The organism is Pseudomonas sp. Pseusp18 (assembly GCF_059506005.1).
In genome coordinates, this window is the sequence record NZ_CP169240.1 from 4,425,056 (window position 1) to 4,448,318 (window position 23,263).

General features: G+C 63.2%; 3 protein-coding genes (1 of these 3 only partly in view). All 3 read right to left on the reverse strand.

Annotated elements, in window-relative coordinates; translation table 11 throughout:
* Tightly spaced (each overlapping or abutting the next), the 3 genes in view from ACEN9A_RS19770 to ACEN9A_RS19780 form a layout consistent with a single transcriptional unit that may run on beyond the window.
* Complete coding sequence (locus ACEN9A_RS19770) at positions 1-3,234, reverse strand: non-ribosomal peptide synthetase (RefSeq protein WP_258670069.1); 3,234 nt, start codon at positions 3,232-3,234, stop codon at positions 1-3.
* The gene (locus ACEN9A_RS19775) at positions 3,231-16,748 is read right to left on the reverse strand and encodes a non-ribosomal peptide synthase/polyketide synthase (protein WP_258670087.1); all 13,518 of its coding nucleotides are present in this window, start codon (positions 16,746-16,748) and stop codon (positions 3,231-3,233) included. The genes ACEN9A_RS19770 and ACEN9A_RS19775 overlap by 4 nt, the downstream gene beginning before the upstream one ends.
* On the reverse strand, positions 16,748-23,263 hold the 3' portion of the coding sequence (locus tag ACEN9A_RS19780) for a non-ribosomal peptide synthetase (RefSeq protein WP_258670092.1). 5,865 nt of this gene lie beyond the right edge of the window; only the last 6,516 of its 12,381 coding nucleotides appear in the window; its start codon lies beyond the right edge, outside the window — the gene reads right to left on this strand; the stop codon is at positions 16,748-16,750. The genes ACEN9A_RS19775 and ACEN9A_RS19780 overlap by 1 nt, the downstream gene beginning before the upstream one ends.

Sequence of the window (23,263 nt, forward strand, 5' to 3'; positions counted from 1 at the left end):
TCAACCGTTTTGTGCAGCCTTGGCGTTCTGCAGTTGCCGGGCTTTTTCGGTGAGCAACGCTTTTTCTTCGGGGCTCATGTTGTCCAGACGCAACCGCGCCTGGGCGATTTTCTCCAACTGACCCGGACTGCTTTCTCGGGAGCGCAACGCCGCCGCCAGACCCGCCACGGTCGGATGGTCAAACACCACGCCCGGCTGGATTTCGCACTGCAACAACTTGCGAATGCCGGCCACCAGTTTGATCACCAGCAAGGAATGGCCCCCGGCGGCGAAAAAATCCCGGTCGATGCCCAGACGCCCAACCCCCAGCAACTGCGCCATGCGCGTCACCAGCAATTGTTCAAGAGCATCGCGGGGCTGCATGCCTTCATCGTCAGCCGAGGTGGACGCGAGTTGTTGCAAGGCCTTGCGGTCAACCTTGCCGTTAGCCAGTCGCGGGAAGCTGTCGATCAACTGCAAGTGCTGCGGCAGCATCACACTGGGCAGACGCAGCGCCAGTTCGTCGCGAACGGCATCGAGCAAAGTCGCCGAAGGCGCCTGATGCGGCACGATGAACGCGAGCATCCCGTCTTGTGCGGACGGCCCCGGCAACACCAGTGCTTGCGCGACCTGCGGCACACGCAGTAACTCGGCTTCGATCTCTGCCAGTTCGATGCGAAAACCCCGTACCTTGATTTGCTGATCGCGCCGACCGTGCAACGCAATCGCCAGATCCGGGCGATAGCGGGCCAGGTCGCCGGTGCGGTACAGGCGCTCCTGCGGATTGAACGGGCTCTGGATGAACACTTGCGAATCGGCCTCGACATTCACGTAGCCACGACACAACTGCGCGCCGCCGAGGTACAACTCGCCCAGCACACCGACCGGTGCCAGTTGCAGGTTATCGTCGAGTACAAACACCTGATTGTTGCCCAACACCCGGGACAGCACGCCGGCGTCAGGCACAGCCGCCTCCAGATCCAGCGGATGAACCAGCACGCCAACCGTGGCCTCGGTCGGGCCGTAGTGATTGAACACCCGGCAATCACTGCGCAAACCGGCGATCCGTTGCACCAATGCCTGGGCAATCGGCTCACCGCCCAGCACCAGCGTGCGCGGCAGTTGCGCGCGTTCGCTGTCGAGCAGCGCGGCCAGGTGCGACGGAACGATCTTCAGGCAATCGATGGCTTGCCGTTGCAGGAAGTCGGCAAACAAATTGCCGTCCTGCATTTGCTCATCGCTGGCCACATGCAGCGCGGCGCCGTTGAACAAGGCGCCGAACAGCGCCGTGTTGCCCAGGTCCGCCGCCACCGTGGAGGTGAAACCAAACTGCTGGCATTGATCCAGCCCCAGGGCCTGGCTGACGTGAGCGGTGTAATTGAGCAATTGCCGGTGCTCGATGACCACGCCTTTCGGCATACCGGTGGAGCCGGAGGTGAACAGCACGTACGCCGCCTGATCGCCCTGTGTATCGTGGGTGATGGCCGACGTGCTCGCCGGGGTCGATTGCAGCACACGATCCACGGTCGCCAGAGGCAACGGATAATCGTGCCATTGCGCGATGTGCCCGGCGTCCACCAGCAGCAACGCAGCGCCGGCCTGTTCCAGCATCAAGGCTTGACGGGCTTGCGGCCATTGCGGGTCCAGCGGCAGGTACGCGGCGCCGATGCGCCACGCCGCGAGCATGGCGATCACCAGCTCCGCCGAGCGTGGCAAGGCCAGCGCGACGATAGCCCCCGGCGCCATGCCCTGGGCTTTTAATGCCTGGGCCAACACCTCGACCTTCGTCTGCAACTGCCCGTAACTCAGGCGTCGATCGCCGTCAGTCAAGGCGATGGCTTGCGGCGTGGTCCGGGCCCAGTCGGCAATGCGCTGCGGCAAGAACCGGCTATCGACCCGTGCTCGCGCTGGCGGGTTTATCGACAGCAAGCGCTGTTGTTCGGCGGCTCCCAACACGTTCAGTTGACCGAGTTCGGCGTGAAGATTGGCAACGATGTTTTCGAGCAATACGCGCAGCTGCTCCAGCAACCCTTCCATCGCCTGAACCGAGTAACGGGACGGGGTGTAATGCAGGTGGAACCCGTGGGCGCTGCCCGCCTCGTCCGTTTCCAGTTCAAGCATTAATTCAAACCGTGCTTCGCGCACCGCCAAACGCGGAGTCCATTGCAGATCAGCGGACGTCGCGGCTTGCATGGCCCGGCACACGGCAAAACCATAGGCCGGGCGAGCCGCCGTCGGCGCCAGTTCAGGCGACCAGTATTCCTGCCACGTACGGTGCTCATCCAGGCGCGCCGCCAACTCCGCCACCCAAGTGCTGAATGCTGCATTCGCCGTCAGTGACAGGTTCAGCGGCAGGGTTTTCTCGAACACGCCCACGGCATTACTGAAGTATTGGTAATCTTCGCGACTGTCATGCCGCACCCCGACCAGCACCTGTTGATGCCCGCTGAGCCGACCCAGCAACAGCCACCAGGCCGCTTGCAGCACCACACTCGGCGATTGCTCCAACGCCCCGACCACTTGCTGCAAACCGCTGCGCAGTGCCGGATCGAGCGTGAGCGCCAGCGATTCAGTGGCCGACGACAATCCAGGATTCGCGTTGCGATAGGCCAGCCACGGAGTACTCAAATCGGGATCGGCGCCTTGCAGGTGTTCCTGCCAGTAAGTACGTGCGCCGGCCGCGTCTTCGTCGAGCACCACTTCACTGCGCCATTCCAGGTACTGGGTGAATTCACCGGTCTCTTCGTCGTCCGCCGCCGACTGTTGCCCATAGGCCCGCACCAATTGCTGATACAGCAACCGCACGCCGCTTTGATCGAGGCTGTGCCGGGCCAGGCCCAAGACCAATTTCCATTGATCATCGGCCAGGCGATAGAGCACCGCTTGCGCGCCTTCGGATTCACCGACGACAAAAGCACGTTCCGCCCATTCGCTGAGCTGAGCCTGAATACCGGCCGGGGTATCGACCCGCGCCTGCACGCTCAGCGGGTAGCGCTCCGCCCCCCCGACGAACTGTCGGACACCATGGAATCCCGGCGCCTTGCCCAGCCGCGCAACCAGCATCGGCTGTTGCGCCAGCAAGCGATCCAGTGCGTTTTGCACCCGCTGCGGATCGAGGGCGCCGCGGATCTCGATCTCCAGGAAATGCAGCGCATCACCACAGGCCGGGGCCTTGGGCAACTGCTCCAGCCACCGTTGCTGTTCAGGCGTCAAGGCGTAACCCAGGTCCTGCTGGTCCATCGATACCTCGTTCATGCTCCGGTTTCCTCGGTGTTCATTTCGCGTTCAAGGGCGCTGCGGTCGAACATGTCGCCCATGGCCACGACAATCTTGCGCGGGCCTTCGAACGGGTCACGGGCGTGGGCCACCAGCATATTGTCCAGCAGGATGGCGTCGCCTTTTTGCCAGTCGAAACGCACCGCGCATTCTTCGTACAAGTCACCGATGCGTTGCATCACTTCGTCTTCGATCGGCGTGCCGTCGCCGTAGAACACGTGGCGCGGCAAGCGGTCCAGGCCGAACATCGACAACAGGTCTTCCCGCACGTCCGGCTCCAGCCAATAGATGTGATGCAGTTGCACCTGGTTGAAGAACGATTTGGCGCCGGTCACCGGGTGACGAATGATGGCCGGGCCTGGGGTGCGGGTTTGCAATTCGTTGTTCTCGAGCCAGCGCCATTCGATGCCGCCGGCCCGGCAACGGGCCTCGACTTCGGCACGGTCTTCAGTCTTGAAGAAGTGCTGCCAGGACACGTCGAGGTTGTCGGTGAAGGTGCGCACGTAAAGCAGGCCTTTTTCCTCGAACCTGTCGCGCAGGTCCGCCGGCAGTTTTTCGTACATCAACCGACAATCCACCACCGGAGTCGCACCGCCAATGGGCGCGGCTTGCTCGCAATAGAACATTTGCTTGCGCGGCCAGCGGTCCTGATGGGAGCTCTCGTTGTGGAACAGGATCATCTTGCGTTCCGGGTACGGCGTGGAGCGGTAGGTGTTCTTGCCGCCCTCTTTCTTCGGCAGATCGCCGTACTGGCCGTAAAGCCCTGGCTGGATCGCTTCGGCAAACGCCTCGAAGCCCTGAATGCCGTCCAGTTCGAAACCACGGAACAGAATCCCGGCGTGCCTGGCGAGTTTTTCTTCGATCAGCGGCCGGTTGTTGTTGATCCACTCGATCAAGTCCAGATGCGGCTCATTCGGTTCCAGCAGCAGCGGGAACGGCTGTGGCGCAGCGATCAGCGATTCGCGGATCGGCGTCGGTCGGGCCTTGGCCGCCGGGGCGGCGCCGCGCTTGAGGAACTTACCGAGTTTGTCGGCCTTGGGTCCGGGGACGGCAGGCTTGGTGGCCACCGCTAAATTGTCGACTGGCATGCTGATAGCTCCCAATTGAATGTCCTGATCAGCGACGATCTGTTCCAACAGGGCTATCCAGGCCTTCACCAGGTACTGGATGCGCTCGTGTCCGAACAAGGTTGTGGCGAATTGCCAATTACCCAGCAATTGCCCTGCTTCATCGTCAACGAACAACGCCATGTCGAATTTAGAATGGGTCTCCAGCGCCGGCAGCGATTCCACGCTCAAACCGCCGATGGCCTGGGTGCGTCCCGGCAGGTTGTTCATCACGAACAACACTTGCACCAGCGGGTTCATGCCCTTGTGCCGCGGCACGTCCGAGGCGTCAACGATCATGTCGAACGGCAGGTCCTGATGCTCCAGGGCACTGAGTAGGGATTCCTGGGTCTGGCCCAGGAATCGGGCGAACGGCGTGGTGGCGTCGAACTGCGAACGCAACGGCAAGACGTTGACGAAGAAGCCGATCAACCGTTCAAGCTCCGGCTGTTCACGCCCGGCCACGTCGGCGCCGACCAACACATCCGCAACGCCGCTGACCTGGTGCAACAACACCTGGAACGAGGCCAGCAGCGTGCTGTACAGCGTGACGCCCGCGTCCATCGACAACTGGCGCAAGGCCGTGCTGAGTGGCGTGGTGAGCTGGAACTGCACCGAGTCACCCGCATAGGACGGTGTCAAGCCACGGGGGTTGTCCGATGGCAACTTCAGTTGCCCGTCATAGCCCGCGAGCCGCGCTTTCCAGTACTCGGCCTGACGCGCCAGCACGCCTTGCTGTTCCAGCTCCTGCTGCCACAGCGCGAAGTCGGAATACTGCACCTCCAGCGCCGGCAACGGGGTCAGGTCACCGGCCTTGGTGCGGTGGTAAATCTGCACCAGTTCGTTGACCAGCAAGCCCATCGACCAGCCATCGGAAATGATGTGGTGCATCGCATACAGCATCACATGCTCGGTCGGCCCCAGGTGCAGGATCCGCCCACGCAACAGCGGTGCGTGTTCCATATCAATCGGCGTGCGCGCGTTTTCCAGTGCCGCTTGTGCCACCCATTCTTCCTGGGCACTGCGGGACAGACCGGACAAATCGATCACCGGGAAATCCAGTTCAACCTGCTCGGCGATCACGGCAATCGGGTCACCTTCATCGTCCTGGGTATACGCGGTGCGCAGTACTTCATGGCGGCGCACCACCTCGGCGAAACTGCTGATCAGCCGTTCCACCGACAACTCACCACGCAAACGCAAGGCCATCGGCATGCCATAGGCCGCGGTGCCGCCGGACAATTGCTCGGCGATCCACAAGCGACGCTGCACCAGCGACAACGGTGCGCTGTGCCGGCTGTCATGGGCCTTGAGCACCACACCGTGGCCGTTCGGCTCAGGTGTGCCCTGCTGCCGCGCGATCCACTCCGCCAGGTCCTTGAGTCGCGGATGGCTGAACAGGTCGCGCAGGCTCAAGGTACAGTCCGTGAGTTTGCGCAGGCGCGAGACCGCTTGCGTCGCGAGCAGGGAATGCCCGCCCAGTTCGAAAAAGTGATCGTCGCGGCCGACCCGGTCCAGTTCCAGTACGTCCTGCCAGACCGTGGCGATCTGCTGTTCCAATGCACCTTCAGGCGCGACAAAGTCCGACGCCAGCAGACTGGCATCGACGCCCGGCAAGGCCTTGCGATCGATCTTGCCATTCGGGCTCAGGGGCAGGCATTCGAGGAACAGTACATGGGCCGGAACCATGTAATCCGGCAGGCTGGCCTTCAGGCGTGCCTTGATGTCACCGCGCAACGCCGCCAGCGTGGACGAATCGGCACTGGCTTGCGCCGGATCGTCGAACACCACGTACGCCACCAATTGCTGACCGATGGCGCCCGGTTGCGCCACCACCAGTGCCTGACGCACCGCAGGAACCCGCAGCAGATGGGTTTCTATTTCACCGAGCTCGATGCGCAAACCACGAATCTTCACTTGATGATCGACCCGCCCGACGTACTCGATCACGCCGTCGGCGCGATAACGCGCGAGGTCGCCGGTGCGGTACACGCGGCCACCGCCCAGTGGATCGAACGGGTCGGGAATGAAGCGCTCGGCGGTCAATTCCGGGCGCTGGAAGTAGCCCCGTGCGAGCAGCTCACCGCCAATCACCAGTTCACCGACCACACCGGCCGGCGCCGGCTGGCCCTGGGTGTCGAGTACATGAATCGCCCGGCCGCCCAACGCCCGGCCAATAGGCATGGTCACCGGCAACGGGTTGCGGCCGGACACGTAGTCGCTGCAATCGAGCAGCGTGGCGCTGACCGTGGCTTCGGTCGGGCCGTAGGTGTTCAGCAGGCGCACATGACCCAGCCCGGCCCGGCCCCAGGCGGCAACACCTTCCGGCGGCATGGCTTCGCCACCGACGATCACCTGGCGCAACGCGCCATAGTCACGATGACCCGCCGCCGCGAGGTCCTTGGCCAACATATTCCAGTAGGCAGTGGTCAGGTCGCTGACGCTGAACTGCTTGTCGAGCAATTCGCGATACCAGGTTTCGCTGTCCCAGATGTCCGGCCCGCGCAGCACCACCGAGGCACCGCAAATCAGCGCCGGGTAAAGCTGCTCGACAAAGGCATCGAAGTTGAACGTGGCAAATTGCAGCGAGCGGTCCTGCGGCGTGAGCCCGAGGAAATCCAGGGCCACCCGGGCATGACGGGTCAGCGCCGATTGAGTGATGCCAACGCCTTTCGGGCGCCCGGTGGAGCCCGAGGTGAACATCACATACGCCAGGTTTTGCGGGCCACTGCGCTGCGGCAGATTGTCGGTCCGGGTAGGGTAATCCAGTTGATCCAGGCGCAGGACGGTCACACCCGCAGCTTCTGGCAACTTCGGCGCGAGGTGGCTTTGGGTCAACAGCACGCGCAGACCGCTGTCCTCGATCATCGCGCTCAGTCGCTCGGCCGGGTACTCCGGATCCAGCGGTACGTAGGCGCCACCGGCCTTGAGCACCGCCAGCAGGCTGATGATCATCTGCGTCGAACGCTCGACCGCAATGCCCACCAGCACTTCGGGGCCGACGCCGTGTTGCAGCAGCACGCGGGCCAATTGGTTGGCCTGGGCATTGAGCTGGGCATAACTCAGGCGTTGCTCGTCGAAAATCAGCGCCCATGCGTCCGGCGTGCGTTCGGCTTGCAGCTCAAACAAACGCTGCACGCACACCTCATCGACCGGTAGCGCCAGCGGCTCGCGCACAGCGGTCGAGACCAGGGCCAGATCGCCCACGGCACTGGCGGCAGGTGCCTCGACCATCTGCAACAGCAGGTGCGCGAGATGCCCGGCCAGTTGTTCAATCGCGGCGTCATCGAACTGCTGACGATCGAAACTCAGTTGAAACGACAACTCGGCGCCGAGGTTTGCCGACAAGGTCAACGGGTAATTGGTTTGTTCGAAGTTACCCACTTCACCGAAGCGCAGATCTTGCGGTGCGCCCTGTTGCAGGGCTTCGGAGATCGGGTAGTTCTCGAACACCAGTATGTTGTCGAACAGGGCTTCGCCGCCCTGCCCGGCCCAACGCTGGATGTCGAACAGCGCGGTGTGTTCTTGCTCACGCAAGGCCAGGTTCTGCGCCTGCACCTGTTGCAACCACTGCGCCAGCGGCTGTTCGGCCCGAGGGCTGGCGACCACCGGCAAGGTGTTGATGAACAGGCCGATCTGCTGTTCGACCCCGGCCAGTTGCGCCGGACGTCCGGACACCGTGGCGCCGAAGCTGACCGTGTCCAGCCCGGTATAGCGTTGCAACAGCAGCAACCAGGCGGCTTGCACCAGGGTGTTGAGGGTGACTTTCTGTTCCCGCGCCAAGCCATTGAGCCCGGCGGTCTGCGCCTGGTCCAGGGTCAGGAAGTGCTCGCCTTGAGCGGTGTTGGCCGCATCGCTGCCGGTCCACACCAGCGCCTTGGCCAACCGGGTCGGCTCATCGAACGCGGCCAACTGGCCCTTCCAGAAACCTTCGGTGACCTGCGCGTCCTGTTGCGTCAGCCATTCGATGTAGTCGCGATAACGCCCCGCCGTGTTCGCCGGCACCTGGCCGCTGTAGCGTTGCAGCACTTCCCCGAGCAGCTGCGAATTGCTCCAGCCGTCCATCAAGATGTGATGGCTGGTGTAGATCAGGTGAAAACGCGCGGTGTCGAGACGCACTACCGTCAGGTTCAGCAACGGTGCGGCGGCAAGGTCAAAACCCTGCTGGCGCTGCGCGGCCGCCAGTTCGCTGAGCGCCATGGCCACATCGCTCCGGGCGCGCCAGTCATGGAAGGTGAACGGCACGGCCAGTTGCTTGTGGATCACCTGCAACGGACGCTTGAACTCGCCGTCCCAGACAAAACTGCTGCGCAGCACATCGTGCGCATCCATTGCCGCTTGCCAGGCCTCGCGGAAACGCTCGACGTTCAAGCCTTCGACGTCCACGCACAGCTGATTGATGTAATCGCCGGCCTGCTGCTCGTAGAGGGTATGGAACAGCATGCCTTGCTGCATCGGTGACAGCGGGTAAATGTCTTCGACCTGGCGTGGCGTCACGGGCAACGCATCGAGCTGGCGTTGCGTCAACCCGGCCAGCGGGAAGTCCGACGGCGTCAGGCCCTGATGCCGAGCCTCACAGCAGTGCTCGATCAACAGCCCCAGTTCCTGCGCATAAGCCTGCGCCAATCGGGCGATGGTCGACTGATCGAACATCTGCCCGCTGAACGTCCAGCCGATACTCAATTCGCCGCCATACACCCGGCCATTGAGGGTCAGCCAATTGTCCAGCGGTGCCAGCGGACTTTGCTCCGCGCCCGCCGATTCGCTGGCCGGGGTGAACAGTGCGCCCGCCTCGTCGCCGAACCCGGCATCGAACTGGCCGAGGTAGTTGAAGGTAATGCGCGGCACGGGCAAGGCTTGCAGCGCCTGGCGGGTGCGGTCGTTGCCCAGGTAGCGCAACGCGCCAAAGCCCAGGCCTTTATCGGGGATCGCCCGCAGTTGTTCTTTGATCGTCTTGATCGAGTCCTGCGGCGTGCTCGCCGGGGTCAGCCGAACCGGGAACAGACTGGTGAACCAACCCACGCTACGGCTCAAATCGAGTTCGTCGAACAGCGCCTCGCGACCGTGGCCTTCGAGCTGGATCAGGGTCGAGGCGTCGCCCGTCCAGTCCGCAATCACCCGCGCCAGCGCCGTCAACAACAGGTCGTTGACCTGCGTGCGATAGGCCGCCGGTGCCTCCTGCAACAGCTGGCGGGTCTGCTGTTTGTCCAGGCGGGTGTGCACATGCAAGGCGTGGCGGTTGTGCAACTCGCCCTGCGGTCGATCGCAGGGCAAGTCATTGCGCGCATCCTGCAATTGCCCTTGCCAGAACCTCAGCTGAGCCTGCATCGCCGGGCTGTCGGCGTGTTGTTGCAAGCGTCGCGCCCAGGCCTGGGTGGCGCTGGTCTTGGCCGGCAATTTGAGCGTTTGGTCCGCCTGCAACTGCTCGTAGGCTTGTTGCAGGTCTTCGAGCAGAATCCGCCAGGACACGCCGTCGACCACCAGGTGATGGATCACCAACAGCAGACGCTGACTGCCATCGGCCATGTTCGCCAGCACCGCGCGCAGCAGATTACCGTTCGCCAGTTCGAGGCTGCGCTGTGCCTGTTCGCCCAACTGTTCGAGTGCCGCCGCATCGGCGACATCGGCGGTCCACAGCAGCGGCGACTGTTGCCAGAGCGCCTGTTGCTCGGCCGGGGAGCGATGCTGCGCGGTCCATTTATTACCCTGACGGGTGAACGCCAGACGCAACGCGTCGTGATGGCTGACCAGTGCCTGCAACGCACGCTCCAGGTGTTGGGCGTGCAGCGGTTTGGCTGGCTTGAGCAGCACCGACTGATTCCAGTGGTGCGGCTCGGCCATCTCGCGCTCAAAGAACAACTGCTGGAATGGCAGCAACGGCGTATCGCCAGTGACCGGGCCCTGGTCGATGCGCAAGCCGCTGTCGCCGACCTTCGCCACCGCCGCGAGGCTTTGTACGTTCTGGTGCAGGAACAGGTCTTTGGGGCTGAAATGAATCCCCGCCTGACGCGCCCGGCTGACCACCTGGATCGAGATGATCGAATCGCCGCCCAGCTCGAAGAAGTTGTCGCTGATTCCCACCTGCGGCCGACCCAGCACGCTTTGCCAGATCTCCACCAGCGCTTGTTCGATAGCGCTGGTCGGTGCGGTGTAAGCCTTGCTGCTGGCCGTGGTGTCGGCCTTGGGCAACGCCTTGCGTTCCAGTTTGCCGTTGGGACTGACCGGCATTTTTTCCAGCCACAGCCAATGCTGCGGGACCATGTAGTCCGGCAATGTCTGGCTCAGGTGTTCCTTGAGGCTGCGCTGCAAGGCGTTGCGAGTTTCGTCGTCGGCGTGCAGCAATGCGTCGCGGGCCGGCACCACATACGCCACCAGCAGCGTGCCGTCCTGGGCGATCACCACGGTTTCACGGACTTCGGCGTGTTCGGCCAGGCGCGCTTCGATCTCGCCCAACTCGATGCGCAAGCCACGGATTTTCACCTGATGGTCCATGCGCCCGGCGTATTCGATCACCCCGTCGGCGCGATAACGCGCCAGGTCGCCAGTGCGGTACAGACGCTGGCCGTCACCGAACGGGCTGGTCGCGAAGCGCTCCGCCGTGAGCGACGGGCGACGGTGATAACCCCGGGCCAGGCCTTCGCCGCCCAGGTACAACTCGCCAACCACGCCCACCGGCACCGGCGACAACTCGTGATCGAGAATGTAAGTGCCCAGGTTGGCGATCGGCTGGCCGATCGGCACGCTGTCGCGCCCTTCCTCGATGCACGTCCAGTGCGTGACGTCGATGGCCGCTTCCGTCGGGCCATAGAGGTTGTACAAACCGGCATTCGGCAGCTTGGCAAACACTTGCTGCTGCGCATCCACTTGCAGGGCTTCACCACTGCAGACGATGCGGGTCAGGCTGCTGCACTGGCCCACCGAAGGGTCTTGCAGGAACGCCTGCAACATCGACGGCACAAAGTGCAGCGTGGTGATGCGTTGCGCGGTGATCAATTCGATCAACTGCGCCGGATCACGATGAACACCCGGCGCAGCCACCACCAGGGTCGAACCGGTCAACAGCGGCCAGAAGAACTCCCAGACCGACACGTCAAAACTGAACGGCGTTTTTTGCAGCACACTGTCCGTGGCGTCGAGCCGATAGGCCTGTTGCATCCAGCACAGGCGATTGACCAGTGCCGAATGACGGTTGCCCGCACCTTTGGGTTTGCCAGTGGAGCCCGAGGTGTAGATCACATAAGCGAGGTTTTCGCCGTCGAGGTCAATGCCAGGGTTGGCGTCGCTGCGGCCTTCCAGCCAGTCACCGTCCTGATCCAGCACCAGGCTGCGAATGTCGGCCGGAATCGGCAATTGCTCAAGCAAATGGCTCTGGGTCAGCAACAATTGGATGCCGCTGTCTTCAAACATGTAGGCCAAACGTTCCTGCGGGTACTCCGGGTCCAGCGGCAAATAAGCACCGCCGGCCTTGAGAATCGCCAACAGGCCCACGACCATTTCCACCGACCGCTCGACCGCGATGCCCACCAGCACATCCGGGCCGACACCCTGCTCGATCAGCACGTGAGCCAGTTGGTTGGCGCGGCCATTGAGTTCGGCGTAGCTCAAGCGTTGCTCGGCAAACACCAGCGCACACGCCTGCGGGGTTTTACCGACCTGTTCTTCGATCAGCGCCTGCACGCTGCGATGCAACGGGTAGTCGACGGCGGTGGCGTTCCAGTCGACGACTGTCAGTTGTCGCTCGCGGTCATCGAGCAACGCCAATTGCCCGACCGGACGGTGGATGTCCTCGACCAGGCCCTGCAACAGGTTCAGCCAATGCCGGCCCATGCGCTCGATGGTCGATGGCTCGAACAAATCAGTGGCGTAGGTCAGCGAGGCGTGCAGGCCTTGCGGGTTATCACTGGTGTCCAGGGTCAGGTCGAACTGCGCGGTGCGGTGTTCCCAACTGAGGTTTGCCAGCTCGATGCCCGGCAACGATTCGGCCAGCGTTGAGGCCGCTTCGCTGCGATGGTTGAACATCGCCTGGAACAGCGGGCTGTGGCTCAGGTTGCGTTGCGGTTGCAGCGCATCGACCAGTTGCTCGAACGGCAGGTCCTGATGCATCTGCGCCGCCATGGCCGTCTGCTTCACCTGTTGCAGCAATTGCGCGCCCGTCAGCTGGCCGTCGAACTCGGCGCGCAGCACCTGGGTATTGACGAAGAAGCCGATCAGACGCTCGGTTTCCAGGCGGTTGCGGTTGGCAATCGGTACACCAACGCGGATATCGGCCTGGCCGCTGTAGCGATGCAGCAAGGTCTGGAACGAGCCGAGCAACAGCATGAACAGCGTGACGCTTTCACGCCGGGCCAAGGCCTTCAGGGCATTGCTCAGGGATTCGTCGAGGGTGATCGGCAGACGCGCCCCGCGAAAACTTTGCTGCGCCGGACGCGGATGATCCAGTGGCAGCTCCAGCAGCGGCTGTTCGCTGCCGAGTTTTTCGCGCCAGTAGGCCAACTGCCGATCCCGTTCGCCGGCGGCCATCCATTGACGCTGCCACACCGCGTAGTCGGCGTACTGCACCGGCAATGGCGGCAGTTCAGCCGGCCGGCCTTGGCTGATCGCCGCATACAGGGCCATCAGGTCATCGATCATCACCTGCAACGACCAGGCGTCGGAGACGATGTGGTGCAGGGTCAGAATCAGCACGTGATCCTGCTCGCCCACCTGCAGTAGAACGAAGCGCACCAACGAGCCGTCGAGCACATCGAACGGGCGTTGCGTCTCCTGTTCGACGAAGACCCTGATGCTCGCTTCATCGCTGGCAGCCAGACGTTGCTCGACAAAACTGATGCGACCTTGCGGGCGGATCACCTGCCAGGTGTGGCCATCTTCCTCGACGAATGCCGTGCGCAAACTTTCGTGGCGCTCCACCAACGCCTCGAAGCTGCGTTGCAGGGCGTTTTTGTCCAGCTCGCCGCGCATCCGCAGCGCAGTCGGGATGTTGTAGGCGGCGCTGTCGGGGTCCATTTTCCACAGGAACCATTGGCGTTCCTGGGCAAAGGACAGCGCCAGCGGTTGGTTACGGTCAACCCGAGTCATCGGCGGCGACTGCTCGCCCGGTTCGGCGCCCAGTGCCTGGACGAAATCCTCCAGGGTGCTGTGCTCGAACAGGCTGCGCAACGGCACCTGGATGTCCAGCACCCGCCGCACCCGCGACACCACTTGGGTCACCAGCAGAGAGTGCCCGCCCAGCTCGAAGAAGTTGTCGGTGAGGCCCACGCGGTCCAGCTTCAGCACGTCCTGCCAGATGGCGGCGACTTGCTGTTGCCGTTCGCTCTGCGGCGCGACATACCGCGCCTGCAACTGGCTGGCGTCCACCGCCGGCAACGCCTTGCGATTGAGTTTGCCGTTAGGCGTCAGCGGCAGGCTGGCGAGGAACAGCACATGCGCCGGAACCATGAATTCCGGCAGGCATTCCTTGAGCCGCGTCTTGAGTTCATCGCGCAGACGCAGTTGATCGTCGGCGGCATCGAGGTCCAGTTGCGGTGCGACCACATAGGCCACCAGTTGCTGGCTGCCCAGGGCTTCCTGCGCCAGCACCGCCACTTCGCGGACCGCTGGCTGCTCCAGCAGACGCGCTTCGATTTCACCCAGTTCGATGCGGAAACCGCGGATCTTCACTTGATGGTCAATGCGCCCCATGTATTCGAGTACGCCGTCGTGACGATGGCGCGCCAGGTCGCCGGTGCGGTACAGCCGCGCGCCGTTGCCGAACGGGTCGGGCAGGAAGCGCTCGGCGGTCATTGCCGCACGGTGGTGATACCCACGGGCCAGGCCGTCTCCACCGATCAGCAGTTCACCAATCGAGCCCGCCGGGTTCGGCGCCAGATCGTCGCCCAAAATGTACAGCGTGGTATTGGCAATCGGTTTGCCGAGGTACGGCTGGCGCTGCTCGCGGGTCAACTGCCAGGCCGCCGACCAGATGGTGGTTTCGGTCGGGCCATAAAGGTTCCAGACCTGCCCCGCCAGACCGAGCATGCGCTGGGCCAGGTCATCGGCCAGCGCTTCGCCGCCGCAGAGGAATTTACAACCCTGGAGGATGGGCGCCTGTTCGTGGTCGAGCAACATGCGCCAAGTCGACGGCGTGGCTTGCACCACCGTGACCTCCTGTTGCCGGATCATCTCCAGCAGCGCTTGCGGATCCTGCGCGGTTTGCTTGTCCACCAGCACCACGCGGGCACCGCTGAGCAGCGGGCCGTAGATTTCCAGGCCGAAAATATCGAACGAGAACGTGGTAAGCGACAGCATGCGGTCCCGGGCATCAATGCCCGGCGCCTTGACCATGCTCACCACGAAATTCACCAGCGCCTGATGGCGCACCATCACCCCTTTAGGCTTGCCGGTGGAGCCGGAGGTGTAAATCGCATACGCCAGGTGTTCACCGCTGAGCGATACCTGCGGATCAGCTTCGCTGTAACCGCGGGCGTGTTCGCCTTGCGGGTCGAGCAACAGGGTTTGCACGCCGGTCGGAATCGGCAAGTGCCCGGTCAAATGCGCCTGGGTCAGCAGCAGTTGCAGACCGCTGTCCTCGATCATGTGCGCCAGACGGTCTTCAGGGTATTGCGGGTCCAGCGGCACGTAGGCACCGCCCGCCTTGAGAATCGCCAACAGTCCGATCAGCATTTCCAGGCTGCGGTCGATGGCGATACCGACCAACTGATCCGGGCCGACGCCCAGTTCGATCAGCCGATGGGCCAATTGATTGGCCTGGCGATTGAGCTGGGCGTAGCTCAGCGATTGCCCGTCGAACACCAACGCCGTGGCCTCTGGCGTGCGCAGGGCCTGGGCTTCGATCAATTGATAGATGCAGCGGTCAGTCGGGTATTCGGCGGCGCTGCGGTTCCAGTCGACCAGCACCTGCTGTTTTTCGGCTTCATCGAGCAGGGCCAGTTCGCCCACCCGCTGCTGTGGATCGGCAACCAGGCTGCCCAGCAGGTTTTGCCAATGCCGTGCCAGCCGTTCGATGGTCGCGCCGTCAAACAGGTCGGTGGCGTAGGTCAGTTGTGCGCCGAGGCCCTCGGGGCCGTCGAACGTTTCCAGGGTCAGGTCGAATTGCGCAGTGCGCGATGGCTGATGCAAGTGGCGGATCGTCAGCGCTGACTCGCCGGTGCCCTGGCGGCTTTGGCTGGCGCCGGTGCTCTGGTGGTTGTACATGACCTGGAACAGCGGGCTGTAGCTCAGGCTGCGTTCCGGCTGCAAGGCCTCGACCAATTGCTCGAAAGGCAGGTCCTGATGCGCCTGGGCGGCCATCGTGGTCTGCTTGACCTGGGCCAGCAGCGTGCTGAACGTGGCCTGAGCATCGAACTCGGTCTTGAGCACCTGGGTGTTGACGAAGAAGCCGATCAGCCGCTCGGTCTCGACCCGGTTGCGGTTAGCAGTGGGCACGCCGACGCGGATGTCGGCCTGGCCACTGTAGCGATGCAACAAGGTCTGGAACGACGCCAGCAACAGCATGAACAGGGTGACGTTTTCGCTTTTGGCCAACGCCCTCAGGAGCTCGCCCAGTGCCGGCGGCAATGCCAGTTCATGACGGGCGCCACGCAGGCTCTGCACCGCCGGGCGCGGGTAATCGGTGGGCAATTCCAGCAGCGGATGTTCGCCGCCCAAGTGCGCCTGCCAATACTCCAGCTGCCGCTCGCGCTCCCCGGCTTCCATCCAGTGCCGTTGCCAGATGCCATAGTCGGCATACTGGATCGACAGTGGCGGCAAAGCGAGTTCGTGGCCCTGGCGGTAAGCGCTATACAGTTGCAGCAGTTCATCGACCATGACCCGCATCGACGCGCCATCCGAGGCGATGTGGTGCTGGGTCAGGGTCAGCACATGCTCCTGCGCGCCAAGGCGCAAGAGGCTGACGCGCAGCAGCGGCCCGTTGATCAGGTCGAACGGCTGCCCGGTCTGTTCGGCGACGAACGCTTGAATCTGCGCCTCTGGCGGCAGGGCATCGGGGCTTTCATCCAGTTCATGCACGGCGACGGTCAGGTTCATGTGCGGATGAATCACTTGCACCGCTTGCTCATCCTGCTGCCGGAACGTCGTGCGCAAGCTTTGATGACGGGCAATCAGCGCATTGAAACCGCGCTCGAGCGCCGCCACGTCAAGCTCACCCTGCAATTGCATGGCACTGGGGATGTTGTAGGCGGCGCTGTCGGGGTCCATCTGCCAGAGGAACCACTGGCGCTCCTGAGCAAAAGACAGCGGCACCGGATCGAACTGCGACTGTGTTTCGGGAATCGGCAGGTTCGCCGGCGAAACGCCCTCCTCGAGCATCTTCTGCAGATAGACCCTGCGCTTGTCGAGCGGCAAAGTAATGAAGCGCCGGGCGATCTTCAAAGCGACATTGGTATCCATCAAGCTTCCTCCATTTCGTCAAGCAGGGCGTCCAGCTTGCTCAGTTTCAACGTATCGACCTGCTCACCTGCGGTTGCCAGACTGCTGACGAAATCCGTGAGTACGGGGTGTTGAAAAATCAGTTGTGGGGTCAGTTTCAAGCCCAGTTCCAGTTGCAGGCGTGAAACCACATTGACGGCCAGCAACGAGTGGCCGCCCAGTTCGAAAAAGTGATCCAGCAGGCCGACACGCTCGACTTGCAGTACGTGCTGCCAGATCGCCGCGACCTGCTGCTCCCGCTCGCTCTGCGGGGCGACATAACGCACCTGCAAATGACCGCCCTCCACCGTCGGCAACGCCTTGCGGTCGAGTTTGCCGTTGGGCGTCAGCGGCAATTGTTCGAGGAACAACAGGTGCGCCGGGACCATGAATTCCGGCAGGGACGCCCTGAGCCGTGTCTTGAGTTCATCGCGCAGGGACTGCTGATCGTCGGCGGCATCGAGGTCCAGTTGCGGCGCAACGACGTAGGCCACCAATTGCTGATTGCCCAGGGCTTCCTGCGCCAGCACCGCCACTTCGCGGACCGCGGGCTGCTCCAGCAGGCGCGCTTCGATTTCACCCAGCTCGATGCGAAAGCCGCGGATCTTCACTTGATGATCGATTCGGCCTCGGTACTCGAGCACGCCATCGGCCTGATAACGGGTCAAATCGCCGGTGCGGTACAGGCGCTCGCCGTTGCTGGCGAACGGATTCGGCACGTACTTCTCGGCGGTCATGCCCGGCCGCCCCAGGTAACCCCGGGTGATACCGGCACCGGCCAGATACAGCTCGGCCGACACGCCCAGCGGCACCGGCTGCAAGTCGGCATCCAGCAGGTAACTGGCGGTGTGCTTCAACGGCCGACCAATGTTGGCGCTGCCACCCGCCTCGCGACGGGTCCAGGTGGAATAGGTGGTGTCTTCCGACGGACCGTAGAGGTCGTAGACATGCGCCACGGTCGGTTGCTGATACAACGCGTCGACCAGCGACTGCTTCAGCGGCTCACCGGCGAGGTTGATGATGCGCACGCCCGGCGGAATCTGCCCGGCACTGTGCAGCGCATTGATCGCCGACGGCACGGTGTTGATCAGGCGCACCTGATCCCGCGCCGGCAATTGCGGCAGCTCTAGGGCATTGCGGGCGATGATCAGCGAGCCACCATTGGCCAGGGTGACAAACAGCTCCCAGACCGACAGGTCGAAACACACCGAGGTCGAGGCCAGTACACCCTGAATGTCGTCGCGGTTGTACACCGATTGCGACCAGTCGATCAGCGCCAGCACGTTGCGATGGGCGATGGCCACGCCTTTGGGCTTGCCGGTGGAGCCGGAGGTGTAGATCACATAAGCGAGGTTATCCGGCGTGATACGGGTGACCGGTGCGCTGCTTGGGTAAGTGGCCAGCCACGACTCGGCGCTGTCCATCAACAACACTTGTGTCTCGGCAGCGATGCTCAATGTTGCCGCAATAGCCTGCTCGGTCAGCAGCACCAAAGCGCGGCTGTCTTCGAGCATGTAGGCCACGCGGTCGGCTGGATAATCCGGGTCCAACGGCACATAGGCGCCGCCAGCCTTGAGCACCGCCAGCAGCGCTACCAGCAGGCTGTCGGAACGCGGCATCGCCACGCCAACGCGGACTTCCGGGCCCACACCCAATTCGATCAGCTTGTGGGCAAGTTGGTTGGCGCGGCTGTCGAGTTCGGCGTAAGTCAGTTGTCTGGCCGCGAAGGTCACCGCCAGCGCGTCCGGTTGGGCGGCGACCTGGCGGTCGATCAACTGGTGAATGCACAGCTCCTGGGCGAAACTTTCGTCAGCTGGGTTCCAGTCCAGCAACACTTGTTGCTGCTCGGTTTTATCCAGCAACACCAGCTCGCCGAGGCAGCGTTCACCGGCGTCGATCATCTGGCTCAACAAGTGCTGCAAATGAGTCGCCAATCGCGTCACTGTCGTCGGCGCAAAACTGCCGCGCTGATAGCTGAAGTGCATCGACAGTTGCGTGTCGAGGCTCACCAGCAAGGTCAACGGATAGTTGGTCTGCTCGCGACTGGCCACCGGACCAAAGCGCAGCCCTTGCGGGGCTCCCTGCTCCAGGGCCTGGGCAATCGGGTAGTTCTCGAACACCAGAATGTTGTCGAACAGCGCTTCACCGCCCTGCCCGGCCCAGCGCTGGATATCGAACAGCGCGGTGTGTTCGAACTCGCGCAACGCCAGGTTTTGCCCTTGCACCGCTTGCAGCCAACCAGTAAGCGATTGCTCGGCCCGAGGGCTGGCGATCACCGGCAAGGTGTTGATGAACAGCCCGATCTGTTGCTCGACACCCGGCAAGTCGGCCGGACGACCAGCGACCGTCGCGCCGAAGGCCACGGTGGTTTTGCCGGTGTAGCGTTGCAGCAACAGCAACCAGGCCGCCTGCACCAGCGTGTTGACGGTGACTTTCGCGGCCCGGGCGAACTCGCCCAGACGCAGAGTCAGATCGGCCTCCAGCACCTGGAAATGATCGCCATAACCTTGGCTGTCGATAGACGCTTGAGGTTTCGCGACGGTCTGGGCCAAGCGCGTCGGCTCGTCCAGCGCGTGTAGCGCCGGGGTCCAGAACGCTTCGCTGGCCGCCGAGTCCTGGCGTTGCAGCCAGGCGATGTAATCACGGTAACGTCCGTTGTGTGCGCCGTTGAACTGGCCGCTGTAACGCTGCAGCACTTCGCCGAGCAACTGCGAGTTGCTCCAGCCGTCCATCAGGATGTGATGGTTGGTGTAGATCAGGTGATGACGGTGGTCGTCGATGCGCGCAATCACCAACCGCAACAAGGTCGGTGCGCTCAAGTTGAGGGCTTGGCGTTCCGTGTCGGCGAGCGTCTGCAAGGCCTGATCGCGCTGCGGATGGGCGCGTAAATCGTGCAGGCTGTAAGGCATCTGCGCGTGCTTGCAGACCACCTGCACCGGGTTTTCCAGTTCGCCCTGCCAGACAAAGCGCGTGCGCAGAATATCGTGGGCCTCCACCGCCGCTTGCCAGGCCTGATGGAAACGCTCGGGGTCGAGCCCTTCCACATCCAGGCGAATCTGGTTGATGTAATCGCCGGTGGTTTCCTCGTACACGGCATGGAACAACATGCCCTGCTGCATCGGCGACAGCGGATACAGGTCTTCGATCGATTGCGGCGCCAGCGGCAAGCCGTCAAGTTGGGCCTGGCTCAAGCGCGCCAGCGGGAAGTCCGACGGGGTAACCCCGTGCTGCCCGACCTGGCAGCAATGGGCGATCAGCGCTTGCAGTTCCAGTGCGTAATCGTCGGCCAGCGCTTGAATGGTCGACTCATTGAACCGTTCGCGGCTGAAGGTCCAGCCCAAGTTCAGTTCACCGCCATACACCTGACCATTGAGGGCCAACTGGTTGGCCAATGGCGCACGAGCATCCAGTTCATCGCCGGCCGCGTCGCTGCACGGAACGAACAAGGCGCCGTCGGCTTCGGTGAAGCTGCCGTCGAACTGCCCCAGGTAGTTGAAGGTCAGGCACGGCACCGGCAATTGGCTGAGGATTTGACGTGCAGCGTCGTCACCCAGATGGGCCAGCGCACCAAAACCGAGACCCTTGTTCGGGATCGCGCGCAGCTGTTCCTTGATCTGTTTCAGCGAGCCACCGAGGTCCACGACCGGCGTCAGTTTCGCCGGGTACAGGCTGGTGAACCAGCCGACGGTGCGGGTCAGGTCAACGCCGTCGAACAGCTCTTCACGGCCATGACCTTCGAGCTGGATCAACGCGCTGTCGGTCCCGGTCCAGCGCACCATGACGCGGGCCAGGGCGGTCAGCAGCAGGTCGTTGACCTGAGTGCGATACGCCGCCGGAGCGTCTTGCAGCAGTTGCCGGGTCAGTTCCTTGTTCAGTTGCGTGCGCACCGTCAGTGCATGCTTGTTCTGCTGCCCGCCCTCGGGATTGTCCACCGGCAACGCCACGTCGGCGCCGTGTAACTGCTGTTGCCACCAGGCCAGTTCGCTGTGCAGTTCAGCACTGCGGGCGTAGGTTTGCAGGTGCTCGGCCCAGACCTTGGCCGCACTGGTTTTGGCCGGCAATTGCAGGGGCTCGCCGCTCAACAACTGACGGTAAGCGGTTTGCAGATCGTCAAACAGAATCCGCCACGACACGCCGTCCACCACCAAATGATGGATCGCCAGCAACAGGCGCTGAGTGCCGTCATCGAGATTCGCCAGCACCGCGCGCAGCAGCGGCCCGTGTTGCAGGTTCAGGCTGCGTTGCGCTTCGTTGGCCACCGCTTCCAGCGCCGTGGCGTCGGCAACGTCGACCGCCCAGAGCAACGCCTCGGTCTGGCTGCCCGGCGCACGGTACTGTGCCTGCCAGCCCTCGACCTGTTCGACGAAACTCAAGCGCAAGCCATCGTGGTGAGTAACCAGTGCGCCCAACGCCTGCTCAAGCAGCGCAGCCTCCAGAGTTTTCGTCGGCTTGAGCATCACCGCCTGATTCCAGTGCTGACGCTCGGGGATGGCCTGCGTGAAGAACACCTGCTGCACTGGCAACAACGCCAGTTCGCCGGTCACCGGCCCTTGATCGATGACCTGAGCCTGCTCACCCAACCGCGCCACCGTGGCCAGTGCCAGGATGGTCTGGTGCTGGAACAGGTCTTTTGGCGTGAAGCGGATTCCCGCCTGACGAGCACGGCTGACCACTTGAATCGAGATGATCGAATCGCCGCCCAGTTCGAAGAAGTTGTCGCTCAAACCAACCTGATCGAGTTTCAGCACGTCCTGCCAGATCGTCGCCAGTTGCTGCTCCAGAACACTTTGCGGCGCCACATAAGCTTGCTGCAATTGGCTGACGTCCGGCTTGGGCAGGTTCTTGCGGTCGAGTTTGCCGTTGGGGGTCAGCGGCAGGCGCTCAAGCAGCCGCAAATACGCCGGGACCATGTGCGCCGGCAGCGCGACTTTAAGTTGCTCGCGCAGGCTGTCGGCGAAATCAGCCCGTTCGGCATTGAACACATCGGTGACCACAAAAGCCACCAGGCGCTTGCCGCTGCCGGCGGTGCCTTCCTGAGCGACCACCACCGCTTCGCGCACGCCATCGAGGGCTTGCAGGCGCGCTTCGATTTCCCCCAGTTCGATGCGGAAACCGCGAATTTTCACCTGGTTGTCGATGCGATCCAGATAATCGAACGTGCCATCGGCACGCTGCCGCACCAGGTCGCCGGTGCGGTACAGCAAGCCACCAACCGCGCTGAACGGATCGGCAACAAACCGCTCAGACGTCAGGCCGGGACGGTTCAGGTAACCCCGGGCCAGGCCGGTGCCGCCCAGGTACAGCTCACCGGCCATGCCTTGGGGCAGCAGGTTCAGGTCGGCGTCCAGCACGTAAGCGCTGCGGTCCCCGATGCGACTGCCGATCGGCGCGTAGGCTGCGCCGCACTGTACGTCGTGCCCGGCCTTCCAGATCAGCGGCGTGACCACGGTTTCGGTCGGGCCGTAGCCGTTGATGATGTAGTCCGGATCGAGCGCACGCTTGACCCGCTCGAAACTGGCGTTGGGCACGGCATCGCCGCCGAAGCAGTAGATCCGCACCTTCGGCGGGTGGCCTTCACGCTCGGCGTGTTCGGCCAGTTGCTGCAGGTAGACCGGCGGGAACGCCACCACCGTCACGCCGTGTTCGCGCATGGCGTTGTAGGTCTGTTCCGGGGTCCACAGGCTGTCGTCGCGAATCAGCAGCGAAGCGCCGTGAGTCAGGCTTGTCAGCCAACGCTCATGGGCACCGTCGAAGGCGAAGGACATGAAGTGGAATTCGCAGTCGCTGTCACGCATTTCATAGCGTTCGCCGATGGCCTGGCAATGCATCGCCAGCGGGCCATGGGCGACGCTCACGCCTTTGGGGTTACCGGTGGAACCGGAGGTGTAGATGACGTAAGCGAGGTTCTGCGGATCAAGCTGCACCTTGGGCGCAGTGAGGGATTGGCTGCGCAGATCGAGACGGTCGAGCTCCAGCACCGGGACCGAATCATCCACCGGCAACTGCGCCGAAACCAACGAATCGCTGAGCAACAACGCCAGCCCCGAATCCTCGATCAGATAGGCCAGGCGTTCGCGCGGGTAGCTGGTGTCCAGCGGCACGTAGGCACCGCCGGCCTTGAGCACCGCCAGCAGCGCGACGATCACCCCTTCGCTGCGTGGCAAGGCCACGCCGACCCGGGTTTCCGGGCCGACACCCCGGGCGATCAGCGCATGGGCCAACTGATTAGCGCGTTGGTCAATGTCTCCATAGCTGAACCGCTGGCCGGCGAAGATCACCGCCGTGCGTTCCGGGCGCAGGGCGGCGAGTTCGGCGATGCGCTGGTGCACGGCGACGTTCACCGGGTACGGCTGCGGCTGGTTATTGGCCTGTTGCTGCGCCCGTTCGGCGGCGCTGGCCAGGGCGATTTCACCGAGGTTGCGTTCAGCCGACTCGGCGAACTGCTCCAGCAGTTGCAGCAGGTGCGCACTGATGCGTTCGATCGCCGGCGTTGCGAA

What these genes read in the sequence shown, in the direction of transcription:
- ACEN9A_RS19770 (WP_258670069.1), bottom strand. Translation starts at nt 3,234, where the DNA reads ATGAACGAGGTATCGATGGACCAGCAGGACCTGGGTTACGCCTTGACG.
- ACEN9A_RS19775 (WP_258670087.1), bottom strand. Translation starts at nt 16,748, where the DNA reads ATGGATACCAATGTCGCTTTGAAGATCGCCCGGCGCTTCATTACTTTG.